At 69.9% G+C, this 13,401-nt stretch carries 12 protein-coding genes; 7 read left to right on the top strand and 5 right to left on the bottom strand.

The window, feature by feature from the left end; all coding sequences use genetic code 11:
• Position 1 precedes the first annotated feature (1 nt).
• Complete coding sequence (locus SYV04_RS12030; RefSeq protein ID WP_321545842.1) at positions 2–571, top strand: RNA polymerase sigma factor; 570 nt, start codon at positions 2–4, stop codon at positions 569–571.
• Position 572: 1 nt separating this feature from the next.
• Here SYV04_RS12030 and SYV04_RS12025 read toward each other — a convergent pair whose 3' ends face one another.
• On the bottom strand, positions 573–1,757 hold the full coding sequence (locus SYV04_RS12025) for an MFS transporter (protein WP_321545841.1): 1,185 nt from the start codon (positions 1,755–1,757) through the stop codon (positions 573–575).
• Between the two features lie 131 nt (positions 1,758–1,888).
• On the opposite strand from SYV04_RS12025, the gene SYV04_RS12020 reads away from it, so the two are divergent.
• From SYV04_RS12020 to SYV04_RS11995, 6 genes are all read left to right on the top strand, one after another.
• Positions 1,889–2,584: a hemerythrin domain-containing protein gene (locus SYV04_RS12020; RefSeq protein ID WP_321545840.1), complete on the top strand. Its 696-nt coding sequence runs from the start codon at positions 1,889–1,891 to the stop codon at positions 2,582–2,584.
• A 119-nt stretch (positions 2,585–2,703) separates the two neighbouring features.
• Positions 2,704–5,181, top strand: coding sequence for a heavy metal translocating P-type ATPase (locus SYV04_RS12015; RefSeq protein ID WP_321545839.1), 2,478 nt, complete (start codon positions 2,704–2,706; stop codon positions 5,179–5,181).
• Between the two features lie 243 nt (positions 5,182–5,424).
• Entirely contained in the window at positions 5,425–6,645 is a 1,221-nt protein-coding gene (locus tag SYV04_RS12010; RefSeq protein WP_321545838.1) for a hypothetical protein, read from the top strand.
• A 10-nt stretch (positions 6,646–6,655) separates the two neighbouring features.
• Positions 6,656–7,741, top strand: a complete 1,086-nt coding sequence (locus SYV04_RS12005; protein WP_321545837.1) for an aromatic ring-hydroxylating dioxygenase subunit alpha — start codon at positions 6,656–6,658, stop codon at positions 7,739–7,741.
• 129 nt (positions 7,742–7,870) lie between these two features.
• Entirely contained in the window at positions 7,871–8,464 is a 594-nt protein-coding gene (locus tag SYV04_RS12000) for a DUF2378 family protein (protein WP_321545836.1), read from the top strand.
• A 42-nt stretch (positions 8,465–8,506) separates the two neighbouring features.
• On the top strand, positions 8,507–9,127 hold the full coding sequence (locus SYV04_RS11995; protein WP_321545835.1) for a hypothetical protein: 621 nt from the start codon (positions 8,507–8,509) through the stop codon (positions 9,125–9,127).
• 4 nt (positions 9,128–9,131) lie between these two features.
• On the opposite strand, the gene SYV04_RS11990 is transcribed toward SYV04_RS11995, so the two are convergent.
• Genes SYV04_RS11990 through SYV04_RS11975 form a run of 4 tightly spaced genes read right to left on the bottom strand, consistent with a single transcriptional unit; the run spans position 9,132 to position 13,360 of the window.
• Positions 9,132–9,989 carry a hypothetical protein gene (locus SYV04_RS11990; protein WP_321545834.1) on the bottom strand — a complete coding sequence of 286 codons (858 nt, stop codon included), beginning with the start codon at positions 9,987–9,989 and terminating at the stop codon, positions 9,132–9,134.
• Between the two features lie 4 nt (positions 9,990–9,993).
• Complete coding sequence (locus tag SYV04_RS11985; protein ID WP_321545833.1) at positions 9,994–10,830, bottom strand: ABC transporter ATP-binding protein; 837 nt, start codon at positions 10,828–10,830, stop codon at positions 9,994–9,996.
• On the bottom strand, positions 10,823–11,680 hold the full coding sequence (locus tag SYV04_RS11980; RefSeq protein ID WP_321545832.1) for an ABC transporter permease: 858 nt from the start codon (positions 11,678–11,680) through the stop codon (positions 10,823–10,825). The genes SYV04_RS11985 and SYV04_RS11980 overlap by 8 nt, the downstream gene beginning before the upstream one ends.
• Before the next feature lie 12 nt (positions 11,681–11,692).
• The gene (locus tag SYV04_RS11975) at positions 11,693–13,360 is read right to left on the bottom strand and encodes a phosphate ABC transporter substrate-binding/OmpA family protein (RefSeq protein WP_321545831.1); all 1,668 of its coding nucleotides are present in this window, start codon (positions 13,358–13,360) and stop codon (positions 11,693–11,695) included.
• Positions 13,361–13,401 lie beyond the last annotated feature (41 nt).

Here is a 13,401-nt window from a genome sequence, read left to right as displayed (position 1 = left end):
CATGGAACTCCGAGAGGCGGAAGGGGAGGCGGTGGTGCGGGTGCTGGTGGAGAACCACCGGCGCTTCCTGTCCTTCCTGGAGCGGCGCGTGGGCAGCCATGCGGTGGCGGAGGAGCTGCTGCAGGCCGCCTATGTGCGGACGCTGGAGAAGGGCCACGAGCTGCGCGAGGGCGAGAGCGCGGTGGCGTGGTTCTATCGGTTGCTGCGCAACGCCCTGGTGGACCACTACCGCAAGCAGGCCTCCGAGGGCCGCGCGATGGAGCGGGAGGCACGCGAGGCCACCGAACAGGGTGATGACCCAGAGCTGAAGGCCACCGTCTGCGCCTGCATGGGCGAGCTGCTGCCCACGCTCAAGCCCGAGTACGCCGAGCTGCTCCAGCGGGTGGACCTGGAGGAGCGCGCCGTGCCCGAGGTGGCCGCCGAGGTGGGCATCACCCCGAACAACGCGGGCGTGCGGCTGCACCGGGCGCGGCAGGCGCTCAAGAAGCAGCTGGAGCGCAGCTGCGGCACCTGCGCCACCCATGGGTGCCTGGACTGCTCCTGCCAGGGCCACCGCGAGCCGAGCGTCTGAGCTACGGCGCCCGTCGACCGCCGATCGCCAGGGCGAGCAGCCCCGCCACCGAGAGGCCCGCGCCCACCAGGCACACGCCCGTCCAGCCCAGGTGCGTCCACGCCGTGGTCCCCAGGTAGGCCCCCGTCGCGCCGCCCACGAAGTACGTCACCATATAGATGGTGTTGAGCCGGTTCCGAGCCTCCGGGTGCAGCGAGTACACGCGTGTCTGGTTGGAGATGTGGTTCGCCTGCGCTCCCAGGTCCAGCAGGATGACGCCCAGGGCGATTCCCCACAGCCAGCGCCCCAGCAGCCACAGCACGACGAAGGAGAACAGCAGCACGCCAATGGCCAGCGCGTTGATCTTCCGGTCTCCGCGCACGTCCGCGTAGCGCCCCACCAGCGGCGCCGCCACGGCCGCCGCCACGCCCACCAGCCCGAAGAGCCCCGCCACCTGGGGGCTGTAGTGCTCGGGCAGGCTCTGGAGGTAGAGCGCCAGCGTGACCCAGAAGGCGCTGAACGCGCCGAAGCTGAGCGCGCCCAGCAGCGAGTGCAGCCGCAGCACGGGCTCGTTGCGCACGAATCCGACCAGTGAGCGCAGGAGCGCGGGGTAGGGCAGGGCCGCCGCCGGGGCGTGGCTGGGCAGCGTCACCCGCAGCACCGCCGCCATCACCAGCATCAGCGCGGCGCCGATCCAGAACATGGCCCGCCAGCCCAGGTGGGTGCCGATGAAGCCCGCCGCGGTGCGCGACAGGAGGATGCCGATGAGCAGCCCGCTCATCACCGTGCCCACCACGCGCCCGCGCTGGGCTGGCGCGGCCAGGTGCGCGGCGAAGGGCACCAGCAACTGGGGCACGACGCTGGTCAGGCCCACCACGAAGCTGGCCACCGCCATCCACTCCAGGCCGGGCGCCAGCGCCGCGCCCACCAGCGCCAGGGTGACCAGCCCCGTCATGGTGACGATGACGCGCCGGCGCTCGAGGCTGTCGCCCAGCGGCACGATGAGCAGCATGCCCGCCGCGTACCCCACCTGCGTCAGGGTCGGCACCCAGCCGAGCGCGCTGCCCGTGGCGCCGAACTCCCGGCCGATGTCTCCGAGCAGCGGCTGGTTGTAATAGAGGTTGGCCACGACCGCGCCCGACGCCGCCGCCATCAGCCACACCATGCCCCTGCTCAGGGGCGCCGCCCGTCCGTCGTGCTCCGCCATCTCCCTGCTTATGACGCACCCGGTCGGTGTGCGCAGCACCCTCGGTGGGTTTTTCGGAGAGTGAGTTGAGCTATCAGCGGAACTCACTAAGAATGTGCCTCCCCCTACTTCCATTCACTGGAGGCACACGGATGTCCGCGAAGAACGAACCGTCCAACCAGGCTCCTCGCTACGATCTCTACGGGCCGGTCCACAAGGGTCTGCGCCGGGAGTTCTGCAGCCTGCTGGCGCGCATGAGCTCGGTGAGCTTTGGCGATGACGCTCAGGTACAGGAGATCGTCCGGGACGTGCGCTTCGTGATGGACCTGTGTGCCCATCACCTGAAGCACGAGAACAACCACTTCCACGTCGCGCTCGAGGAGCGCTCCAAGGGTGCCTCGGCCAAGAAGGCCCAGGAGCACGTGGAGCACGAGAAGGAGATCGCCGAGCTGCGCGAGCTGGCGGGGCAGCTGGAGAAGGCGGCGGGCCCGGCGCGGCACGAGATTGGCCGCAAGCTCTACCTCGTCTACAGCCGCTTCGTCGGTGAGAACCTCGTCCACATGGCCGAGGAGGAGCTGCAGATCCAGCCCCAGTTCCACGAGAAGTACAGCGACCCGGAGCTGATGGCCATCGAGGGCAAGCTGCTCGGCTCGATCGCGCCGGACGTGATGATGGCCTTCATGCGCGGGATGATCCCCGCGATGAACCGCGACGAGCGCGCCGGGATGCTCGGCGGCATGAAGCAGGGCGCTCCGCCGGAGGCCTTCAACGCCGTGCTCCAGGTGGCCGCCAAGCCGAGCCTGTCCGAGGCCGACTGGAAGGACCTGACCCAGCGCCTGGGCATCTAGGCGGCTGCTCCGCCGCTCGCCCCAGGCAACCGGGCGAGCGGCGTGCCGGGAGCACTGCGCTGAGCCCACTGTAAGAGCATGAGACATGCTCCGTCAGCCCGGGTGAAAGGAGCAGTGTGATGAACCATCACCCTCACCCCCCGGCGCACGCTCACCCCCATTCCCACGTTCCGCCTCCCCTGGAGGAGGACACCCGACCGGTGGACCCGGTGTGCGGAATGAAGGTGGACCCCCAGGCTCCCAAGGGGGGGACCTTCGACTACCAGGGCCACACCTACTTCTTCTGCAATCCGAAGTGCCGGGAGAAGTTCCGCGCGGAGCCCCTGAAGTACCTCGCCCCGAAGGCCGAGCCGGCGCCTGCCTCCCCGCCCGGCACCACCTATATATGTCCGATGGACCCCGAGGTCCGGCAGGACCACCCGGGGGCGTGCCCCAAGTGCGGCATGGCGCTGGAGCCCGAGGCGCCCGCGTTGGAGCTGCGCACGGAGTACTTCTGCCCCATGCACCCGGAGGTGGTGCAGGACCACCCGGGGACCTGCCCCAAGTGCGGCATGGCGCTGGAGCCGCGCACGGTGACGGCGGAGGAGCCGCCGGACCCCGAGCTGCTCGGCATGACGCGGCGGTTCTGGGGGTCGCTGGTCCTGAGTGTGCCCGTCGTGTTCCTGGGCATGTCGGAGATGCTGCCGGGCCAGCCGGTGCAGCGGCTGCTCTCGCCGGGCACGATGGCGTGGGCGCAGCTCGTGCTGGCCTCGCCGGTGGTGCTGTGGGGCGGCTGGCCCTTCTTCCAGCGGGGCTGGGCCTCGGTGCGCAACCGGCACCTCAACATGTTCACGCTGATCGCCCTGGGCACGGGCGCGGCGTACCTCTTCAGCCTCTTCGCCACGTTCTTCCCCGGCGCGTTGCCGCACGCCTTCACGGGGCACGCGGGCAGCATCCCCGTCTACTTCGAGGCGGCGGCGGCCATCACCACCCTGGTGTTGCTGGGACAGGTGCTGGAGCTGCGCGCGCGCCGGGCGACTTCGGGGGCACTTCGAGCGCTGCTGAGCCTGGCGCCCACCACGGCGCGGAGGCTTCGCGAGGACGGGAACGAGGAGGACGTGCCACTGGCGCACGTACACCCGGGAGACAGGCTCCGCGTGCGCCCCGGGGAGAAGGTGCCCGTGGACGGCCGGGTGCTGGAGGGTGAGAGCGCCGTGGACGAGTCCATGGTGACGGGGGAGTCGCTGCCGGTGGAGAAGGCACCCGGCACGAAGGTGACGGGCGGCACCGTGAATGGCACGGGCAGCCTCATCATGCTGGCCGAGCGGGTGGGGCGGGACACGCTGCTATCGCGCATCGTCCAGCGGGTGAGCGAGGCCCAGCGCACGCGGGCGCCCATCCAGCGGCTGGCTGACAAGGTGTCCGCCGTCTTCGTCCCCGTGGTCATCGCGGTGGCGGTTCTGACAGCCATCATCTGGGGCGTGTGGGGGCCGGAGCCGCGCTTGGCGCACGCGCTGGTGAACGCGGTGGCGGTGCTCATCATCGCCTGCCCATGCGCGCTGGGGCTGGCCACGCCCATCTCCGTGGTGGTGGGCACGGGCCGGGGGGCGCAGGTGGGCGTGCTCATCCGGGACGCGGCGGCGCTCGAGCGGCTGGAGCGCGTGGACACACTGGTGGTGGACAAGACGGGCACGCTCACCGAGGGCAAGCCGCGGCTCGTCTCGGTGGTGCCGGCCCCGGGCATGGAGGAGGCGCGGCTGCTGCGGCTGGCCGCGAGCCTGGAGCGGGGCAGCGAGCACCCCCTTGCCGCCGCCATCGTCGCCGGGGCCCAGGAGCGGGGCGTGGTGCTGGCGCAGGTGAGCGAGTTCCGCTCGCTCACGGGCAAGGGTGTCACCGGGCGCGTGGACGGAGTCTGGGTGGGGCTGGGCAACGCGGCGCTGCTCTCCGCGCTGGAGGTGGAGCCCGAGGCGCTGGCCGAGCGGGCCGAGGCGCTGCGGCGCGAGGGGCAGACGGTGGTCTTCGTCGCGGTGGATGGCCGGCCCGCAGGGCTGCTCGGCGTGGCCGATCCGCTCAAGGCTTCCACGCCCGAGGCGCTGGCACTGCTGCGGCGCGAGGGTCTGCGCGTGGTGATGCTCACCGGCGACAGCCGCACCACGGCGGAGGCGGTGGCGCGCCAGCTCGGCATCGACGAGGTGCTGGCCGAGGTGCTCCCAGAGACGAAGGGCGACGTGGTGAAGCGGTTCCAGGCCGAGGGGCGGGTGGTGGCGATGGCGGGGGACGGCGTGAACGACGCGCCGGCGCTGGCCCAGGCGGACGTGGGCATCGCCATGGGCACGGGCACGGACATCGCCATGGAGAGCGCGGGGGTGACGTTGGTGAAGGGAGACCTGCGCGGCATCGCCCGGGCGCGTCGACTCAGCCAGGCCACGCTGCGCAACATTCGCCAGAACCTGTTCTTCGCCTTCCTCTACAACGTGCTCGGAGTGCCCCTGGCGGCCGGGGCGCTCTACCCAGTGTTCGGCCTGTTGCTGAGCCCGATGATCGCCAGCGCGGCGATGAGCCTGTCCTCCGTCTCGGTCATCGCCAACGCGCTGCGGCTGCGCAGGCTCTCTCTGTAGCTCTCGCTCGCCTGCTCCGTGCAGGGGCAGGCGTGTACCCACCCAGTGTCCCCCGAGACGGCTCGTCGCGGGAGGGCCCGGTCCCCAACCTCTTTCCGAGAATCAAAGGCCACCACCATGCGCCTCACGCCGCTGCTTTGCCTACTGTTTGTCTTTCCACTGTCCGCTCTGGGGCAGGCGCACGAGCACCCAGCGGAGCCCACGCCTGCTCCGGCGGAGGCCCCTTCCGTCCGCGACATTCCGATGTCCCGCAGCGTCTCGGGCACGGCGTGGCAGCCTGACGCCACGCCTCATGCCGGGGTCCACGCGAGCGTCGGTGGCTGGGACCTCATGTTCCACGGACTGCTCTTCGGCGGGTACGACTGGCAGGAGGGACCACGAGGAGGTGACGCCATCCTCGGCACGGGGTGGCTGATGTTGATGGCCGACCGCGAGCTCGGCGCGGGGCGCTTCGGAGCCCGCGTCATGCTCAGCCCCGAGCCCTTCACCGCCCAGCGCGACGGCGGCTATCCGCTGCTCCTCCAGACGGGAGAGACCTACCAGGGCGAGCGGCTGCGCGACCGGCAGCACCCTCATGACCTCTTCATGGAGATGGCGCTCACCTATACCCACGCGCTCTCGGAGGATTGGGGCTTCCAGCTCTACGCGGCGCCCTCCGGAGAGCCCGCGCTGGGGCCGGTGGCCTTCCCGCACCGCATGTCTGCCTCCTCGGATCCGCTGGCGGCGCTCAGCCACCACTGGCAGGACTCCTCGCACATCGCCTTTGGTGTGCTCACCGCCGGCCTGCTCACGCCCACCGCGAAGCTGGAAGCCTCCTGGTTCAACGGCCGCGAGCCCGACGAGCACCGCCGCGACTTCGACCTCCGGCGACTGGACTCCTATTCCGTGCGCCTGAGCGTCAACCCCAACCCGCGTGTCAGCGCCCAGGTGTCCTACGGCTTCATGCCGAGCCACGACGTGCTCCACACGGACGAGCCGCTGCACCGCCTCACCGCCTCTGCCATGTACCACCAGCCACTGAGCGGCGGGGGCTCCTGGGCGACCACCGCTGTCTTCGGGCGCAACGTGGAGGGCGAGCACGGCGCCACCAACGCCTTCCTCCTGGAGTCCAACCTGGACCTCGACGGGCGCAACGTCCTCTTCGGGCGCACCGAGTACATCCAAAAGACGGGGCATGACCTGGTGCTGTCCGAGCCCTTCGAAGAGCAGACCTTCGGCGTGGCAACCCTGGCGCTGGGCTACCTGCGCAACCTGGGGCCGCTAGGGCCCGTGCTGCCGGGAGTGGGCGTGCGCGCCGCGGTGAACTTCGTACCGGAGGCGCTCCAGCCCACCTATGGCAGCCGCACGCCCGTGGGCGGCATGGTCTTCCTGCGTCTGTCCGCCGCTCCTTTGGGACATGAGGGACACGCGGGGCACGAGGGACACGGACGCTCATCAGATGCACACGGTCCGATGGCCCGCTAGAGTGGGCGCGATGAGTTCCCGCGACGAGGCGAAAGCGCCCGGCGCGCCGGCCGGCAATATCTCCGTGGTCCGGCTGCCGCACTCCTGGTTCATTCTCTGTGCCTCGCGCGAGCTGGGCCACAAGCCCATCGCGCGCACCCTGCAGGGCACGCCGTTGGTGCTCTTCCGGGGGGAGGGCGGCCAGCCCGCGGCGCTGCTGGACCGCTGTCCGCACCGCAACGTGCCGCTGTCCCTGGGGCGCGTGGTGAGCGGCCAGCTCCAGTGCGGCTACCACGGGTGGACCTTCGACGCGGCCGGCGAGTGTCGCGCCATCCCCGGCCTGTTCGGAGACACCCGCGCCAAGGCCCGCTGCGCCGCCTCCTACGCCGTGCGCGAGCAGGACGGCTTCGTCTGGGTGTACTCCACGCCCGGGGTGGAGCCCACCTCCGAGCCCTACCGCTTCCCGCTGCTGGACGCGCGGGGCTACAGCACCGTGCGCCGCCAGGTGCGCGCCCCAGGCTCGCTGCACGCCGCGCTGGAGAACACGCTGGATGTGCCGCACACCGCCTTCCTCCACGGCGGCCTGTTCCGCACCGCGCAGAAGCACAACGAAATCGAAGTGGTGGTGCGCCGGAGCGCGGACCGCGTGGAAGCCGAGTACATCGGTGAGCCGGCCCCCAAGGGGCTGGTGGGGCGGGTGTTGGCACCGGGCGGCAGCGTGGTGCAGCACTTCGACCGCTTCCTGCTGCCCTCCATCGCCCAGGTGGAGTACCGCATGGGCGACACCAGCCACCTGATGGTGACCTCGGCGATGACGCCGGTGTCCGACTGGGACACCCTCATCTACGCGGTGGTGACATTCCGGCTGCCCATTCCGCACTGGCTGGTGAAGCCGTTCCTTACCCCGGTGGCGCTCCACATCTTCTCGCAGGATGAGCGCATCCTCCGGCAGCAGACGGACACCATCCACCGCTTCGGTACGGAGATGTACGTGTCCACCGAGCTGGATGTGCTGGGCCCGGCCATCCTGCGGCTCTTGCGCTCGGTGGAGCGCGAGAAGCCCGGCGCCGCCAGCAACGAGCCGGTGCAGGAGACGCGGCTGAAGATGCTGGTGTGATCGACACCTGACATTCCACGGCTGGATTCCGCGCTGCCTGTACGGCGGGGAGGTACGAGCTTCCACCAGCCAACGGATTGCGAGCGGGGGGGATCGCGTTTTTCGGGGTCCGGCTGCAAGTCTTGCCGCATGCCGAACGAGAAGCTCGTCTTCGCCCAGTCCGTGGAGGCCCTCTTCGTCCGGTCGCTCGGGCCGCGTCTGACCCCCGAGGGACGGCGCCGCCTGCGCGCGGTGGGGTTGGACCTGTCCGAGCCGCTACGGCCCTCCTACCCCCTGGAGCAATGGCGGACCTTCCTGCGTGTGGCCGCGCCGGAGGTCTTCCCCGAGCTCTCGCTCGAGGCGGCGCACTTCGGGTTGGGTGAGCGCTACGTGCAGGGCTACCGGCAGACGGCGGTGGGGCGCGCGAGCATGTCACTCGTGGCCCACATGAGCCCCAAGGGCACGCTGGAGCGCATCTCCCACGGCGCGCGGGCGGGCAACAACTTCAACGAGGTGCGCGTGGAGGAGCTGGGCCAGCGCACCGCCACCCTGTGGATGAAGAACGTGTTGGCTGACAACCCCTTCTTCGGCTGCGGCTTCGTGGCCGAGATGCTGAGGGGCTCGGGCGCCACCGACATCCACGTGGAGCCCATCGCCTTCGATGGCACCGCGGCCACCTTCCGGCTGGCGTGGGAAGTCGCGGGCCGCCGCGCCATGCCCGTGGCTGCCGCCGCCGTGGGCTGAGTCGGCTGGCACGCCCCAGGGCCCGAGGGCACAATCCGGGCCATGATTTTCGATCCAGCCGTCTTCCTGCTCCTGCTGGCCGCGGCGTTGATCGCCTTCGTGAGCGTGTACCTCCTCCGCCGGGCCAATGCGGCGCAGGCCGCGGCCTGGGCCGCGTTCGCGCGCAGCCACGGCATGAGCATGAGCCCCCGGGGGCTGCGCATCGAAGGCACCTACGAGGGGTTGCCGCTCACGGTGGAGGCACGGTACGTCCGCGCGGGCAGGGGGACGTACGTCGCGGCCGTGCTCCGCCTCAACGTGGCCGCGCTGCTGCCGCCCGAGTTCTCCCTGGAGCGGGAGGGGCTCGGGGACAAGGCGCTGCGGCTGGTGGGCAAGGGTGACCCGGAGATTGGCGACGCGCGGTTCGACGCGCTCTTCGACTTGAAGAGCCTCTCACCCGCGACGGCCTCGGTGCTGCGGCACAAGGGCGTGCAGGAGCACCTCTATGAGCTGGCGCGGGCCTACACGGCCTTTCGCATCCGAGACGGATGGATTGAAGCCGAGCAGCGCATGGTGCCCTCCACCGAGGAGGAACTGGAGGCATTCACCGGCCCGGCGCTGATGCTGGCCCTCACGCTGGAGCAGGCCCAGCAGGAGCGCTCCCTGGGCAGCGCCCCGAGCTGAGCCTTCAGCTCCGGTTGCGGCCGCGCTTGGCGGGAGCGTGTGCGCCCTCGGCCACGGGGGCGGGGTGTACCACCTCCGCCAGCGGCTCCATGACCGAGGAGCCCAGCACGTCCGCATGGTCCTTGGCCGTCGCCTGGATGGCGTCCACGCCGGTGAGCAGATCATCCAACTGCTCGCCGAGCTGACCGGGGCTGGCCATGGTGAGCGCCTGGTCGCGCAGCAGCCGCACCGAGTTCTCGATGAGGTTCATCTGCCCGCGCGCGCGCATGAGGAAGTTCTGGATCTCCTGAATGGTCTCCTCGCGCTTGGCCAGCACCTGCAGGTTCTTGCGGGCGATGGCCTGCGCGGCGGGATCCTTCAGGGTCTTCTCCAGCTGCGTCTGCGCCTCCATCTCGCGCTTGAGCTGGCGAGGGTCGACGGCGGCCATGTAGCTCTCGGCGCGGTTGCACGCGAGCGCCAGCGCCACGAAGCTCTGGTGCAGGTGGCGCAGCTTGTCGAGCTCCGTCTGCAGCAGGATGGCCTGGAACGAGGGGTTGTTGGCCATGTCGCGCTCGATGTCGCGGCGCAGCTCGTCCAGGGCCTTGGCGCGCTGCCAGTCCTGCTGGGGCAGCTCCTTGAGCATCTTGTCCACGCGCTCGCGGTCGGCCGCCTCCTGCTCCTTGCGGTGGCCCTCGCGCACCGCGCGCTGGAAGGGGCGCAGGTCCGGGCCGAACAGCAGCCACAGCGCCTCCACGCCCAGCGCCACGGCGCCCAGCACGTACTCGCCGGTGAGCGCGCTGGCCGTCAGCGCGCCCCCGAGCATGCTCAGGTTGTAGATGTTGAGGAACGCCGCCTTCAGGTAGCTGGGCTCGTCGCTCGCCATGGCGTCACAGGCTCACGCGCACGTTGCCCTTGACCTCGAGCGAGTGCAGCAAGTCCAACAGGTGGTTCTCCACCTGCTTGAAGGTCGCGCTCTGCTTCACCGTCGGGTCTCGCTGCTCGAAGCGGGGCACCTCCACCCGGTGCAGCACCTTGGTGGGCCGGTGCGCCAGCACGAAGATGACGTCGGCCAGGTACACCGCCTCGCTGATGTCGTGGGTGACGAACAGCACGGTGTTGTCCTGCTTGGCCAGCACGTCCAGGATGAGGCTCTGCATGCCGAAGCGCGTCTGCGGATCCAACGCGCCGAAGGGCTCATCCATCAGCACCAGCTTGGGCTGGTTGATGAGCGTACGGGCGATGGCCACGCGCTGCTTCATGCCGCCGGAGAGCTGCTTGGGCAGCGCCTCGGCGAAGTCCTTGAGGCCCACCTGCGCCAGCATGGCCAGGGAGCGCGCCTTGCGCTCAGCGGCGGGCACGCCCTGCAGCTTCAGGCCGTACTCCACGTTCTCGCGCACCGTGAGCCAGGCGAAGGACGTGTAGCTCTGGAACACCATGCCCCGGTCGCGCCCGGTGCCTTGCACGGGCTGCCCATCGATGAGGATGGAGCCCGAGTCCGGCTGGAGCAGCCCCGCCACCGCGCGGAACACGGTGCTCTTGCCGCAGCCCGAGGGGCCCAGCAGCACGGCCAGCTCGCCATGCCCCGGCTTGTTGGCCACCGTGAGCGACAGCCCGTCCACGGCATGCACGCTCTGGCCCTTGCGGTCCACGTAGGAGACCTGCAGGTCCTGGATGTCCAGCTTCGGCACCTCGCCGCCGGCCATGCCGGTGAGTGGCTCAGACATCGACGTCCCTCCAGCGGAACAGCAGGCGGTTGATGCCGCGGATGCCCAGGTCCGTGAGGATGCCGATGACGCCCACCACGAGGATGCCCGCGAAGCTCCAGGCCGGCTTGAAGTGCTGCTCGGCCAGCCGGAGGATGTAGCCAATTCCGTTCTGCGGGTTCACGATCTCCGCGAGGATGATGTACGTCCACGCAATCGCGTTCATCACCCGGAAGCTGTCGAAGATCTGCGGCATCGCGGCGGGGATGAGCACGGTGCGAATCACCTGCGCGCGGCTGGCCCCCAGGGTGAAGGCCGTCTGCACCAGCTCATCGGGCACCACGCGGATGGCGTCCACCACCACCGGCAGCAGGAACACGAAGGTGCCCAGGAAGAGGAAGGCGACCTTCTGGCTCTCCTGGATGCCGAACCAGAGGATGAGCAGGGGGATGAAGGCGGTGATGGGCAGGTAGCGCAGCGGCGCCACGATGGGGTCGAAGAAGCGGTTCACCGCCTCGAAGCTCCCCATGAGGATGCCCAGCGGCAGCGCCACCGCTACCGAGAGCCCGAAGGCGATGAGGATGCGCTTGATGCTCGTCCACACCGCCGACAGCAGGTCCTGCTCGAAGAAGAGGTAGAGCAGGCTGCGGATGACCTCTCCGGGCGGCGGCAGGAAGAAGTGGCTGACGAGCGGCTCGGGCCCGGCCGTGCCGCCCTTGTCCACGCGCACGTAGCTGAGCACGCACCAGACCAGCAGCAGCAGGGCCACGGACGAGGCTCCGAGGATGCGGCTCGTGGTGGCGGGGATGTTGGAGCGCAGCCCCCACAGGGGAGGGGAGGCCGCGGCGCGGCGGCGCGGTGCGGGGCTCATACGTGCCAGTCTCTACTCCTGGGTGTTGAGGACGACGCGGATGTCCGTGCGGCGGTTGAGCGCGCGCCCATCCTCGGTGGCGTTGCTGGCCACGGGGTTCTCCGCGCCGCGACCCACCGCGACGAAGCGCGCCTCGGGGATGCCGAAGTTCTTCACCAGGTAGCCGCGCACTGCCTCCGCGCGCCGCTGGCTGAGCGTCTTGTTGGCCGTGGCGCTGCCGCGCGCGTCCGTGTTGCCCTCCACCTGGAGGTACGTGTTGCCGAAGGCCAGCATCGTCTCGCCCAGCGAGTCCAGGGTGAAGTAGCTGCCGGGCATGATCTCATCCGAGCCGGTGGTGAAGTGGATGGACAGGCTCTTGTTCACGATGGCGCGGTCGGTGACCTTGGGCTTCTCCTTGAAGACGAACGCCTCCTGCACCTTCTGGCCCTGGTACTGGTCGGACAGCGCGTTGACGAAGCGCCCGTCGAACCAGTCCTTGGCGTCCACCGCCTTGCTCACCACGCCCTTCTTGCGCCAGATGATGAAGGCCGAGTTGAACAGCGTGTTGGCGTAGGCCTTGGGGCCCGACAGGCCGAAGAACTGCGCGTTGTCCGCGAAGGGCGTCAGCTTCAGGCCCGAGAGCATGCCGGACACGTCATCCGGCCCGAGCTTGAGCGCCTGGCCGACGATCTGGTTGGCGCCCTGGGGGTCCTCACTCATCACCGCGATGCCGTCGAACCAGCCGGCCACGAAGGCCTGGACCGACTTGGGCGCCGTGTCGATGAGCTGCTGGCGCGCCACCAGCGTGTCGGCGATGACGTGGGTGGCCGCCGTGGTGGACACCAGGATGTGGGCCTCGTCTCCGCGCGCGGCGACGGCGCCCGACAGGTCCGGCTCCCAGGTGACGGCCGCGTCCACCTGCTTGGCCTTGAATGCCGCGGCGGCCAGCGGCGCCTCGGCGGTGAACACCAGGTTCTTCTCGACCTCCGTGCGCTGCTCGGGCGTCAGGCCCGACTGCGACATGAGGTAGAGCAGCAGGAAGTGGCTGGGCGTGTACTTGGTGGTGGCGACCTTCTTGCCGCGCAGATCCTCGATGGACTTGATGGACTTGATGGCGACGATGCCGTCACCGCCGCGGCTCCAGTCCTCCTGGAGGATGGCCTTGGCCTGCAGGTTCTGCTCGGCCAGCCGCGAGGCCTCGTTGGCGTACGAGTCCACGGTGTCCCACATGATGTCGATCTCGCCCTTGATGAAGGCGTTGAGCTTGGCGACGGGGTCCTCGATGAGGATGAACTGCACGTCCAGCCCGTACTTCTTCTTGTAGAGGCTGGCCGGAGAGCCCGGCTCCAGGCCGCCGTTGGCGACGATGCCAGGGGCGTGGCCGGCCCAGGTGTTGATGGCGACCTTCAGCGGCCGGTTGAGCGTGCCCGAGCCCACGGGCGCGGTGGCGTTGTTCGGCGAGGCGCTGGGGTTGAGCGCCAGCTTGCCATCGCGCGGGGCGTCCTCGAGGCCCTGCTGCTGCAGGTCCTTGAAGTCATCCTTGCCAACGGGCTCGGCCTTGGTGGTGGTGCCACCTTCGCCGCCGCTGCTGGCGCCGGCCCACTGCCGGAGGTTGTCGCCGTAGCGCTTGAAGACCACGAACCCGACGACCGCGAGGACGATCAGGGCCAGGAACAACTTTCCAAACGGAGTGAGCTTCATGGACGAGAGGGTTTCCTTCGTTCGGTGAAGAGCGGTGAGAG

Origin of the sequence: Hyalangium ruber, from assembly GCF_034259325.1 — a bacterium.
Taxonomy (GTDB): Bacteria; Myxococcota; Myxococcia; order Myxococcales; family Myxococcaceae; genus Hyalangium_A; species Hyalangium_A rubrum.
This window is presented reverse-complemented; position numbering and strand designations above follow the sequence as displayed.

What these genes read in the sequence shown, in the direction of transcription:
- SYV04_RS12030 (WP_321545842.1), top strand. Translation starts at nt 2, where the DNA reads ATGGAACTCCGAGAGGCGGAAGGGGAGGCGGTGGTGCGGGTGCTGGTG.
- SYV04_RS12025 (WP_321545841.1), bottom strand. Translation starts at nt 1,757, where the DNA reads ATGGCGGAGCACGACGGACGGGCGGCGCCCCTGAGCAGGGGCATGGTG.
- SYV04_RS12020 (WP_321545840.1), top strand. Translation starts at nt 1,889, where the DNA reads ATGTCCGCGAAGAACGAACCGTCCAACCAGGCTCCTCGCTACGATCTC.
- SYV04_RS12015 (WP_321545839.1), top strand. Translation starts at nt 2,704, where the DNA reads ATGAACCATCACCCTCACCCCCCGGCGCACGCTCACCCCCATTCCCAC.
- SYV04_RS12010 (WP_321545838.1), top strand. Translation starts at nt 5,425, where the DNA reads ATGTCCCGCAGCGTCTCGGGCACGGCGTGGCAGCCTGACGCCACGCCT.
- SYV04_RS12005 (WP_321545837.1), top strand. Translation starts at nt 6,656, where the DNA reads ATGAGTTCCCGCGACGAGGCGAAAGCGCCCGGCGCGCCGGCCGGCAAT.
- SYV04_RS12000 (WP_321545836.1), top strand. Translation starts at nt 7,871, where the DNA reads ATGCCGAACGAGAAGCTCGTCTTCGCCCAGTCCGTGGAGGCCCTCTTC.
- SYV04_RS11995 (WP_321545835.1), top strand. Translation starts at nt 8,507, where the DNA reads ATGATTTTCGATCCAGCCGTCTTCCTGCTCCTGCTGGCCGCGGCGTTG.
- SYV04_RS11990 (WP_321545834.1), bottom strand. Translation starts at nt 9,989, where the DNA reads ATGGCGAGCGACGAGCCCAGCTACCTGAAGGCGGCGTTCCTCAACATC.
- SYV04_RS11985 (WP_321545833.1), bottom strand. Translation starts at nt 10,830, where the DNA reads ATGTCTGAGCCACTCACCGGCATGGCCGGCGGCGAGGTGCCGAAGCTG.
- SYV04_RS11980 (WP_321545832.1), bottom strand. Translation starts at nt 11,680, where the DNA reads ATGAGCCCCGCACCGCGCCGCCGCGCCGCGGCCTCCCCTCCCCTGTGG.
- SYV04_RS11975 (WP_321545831.1), bottom strand. Translation starts at nt 13,360, where the DNA reads ATGAAGCTCACTCCGTTTGGAAAGTTGTTCCTGGCCCTGATCGTCCTC.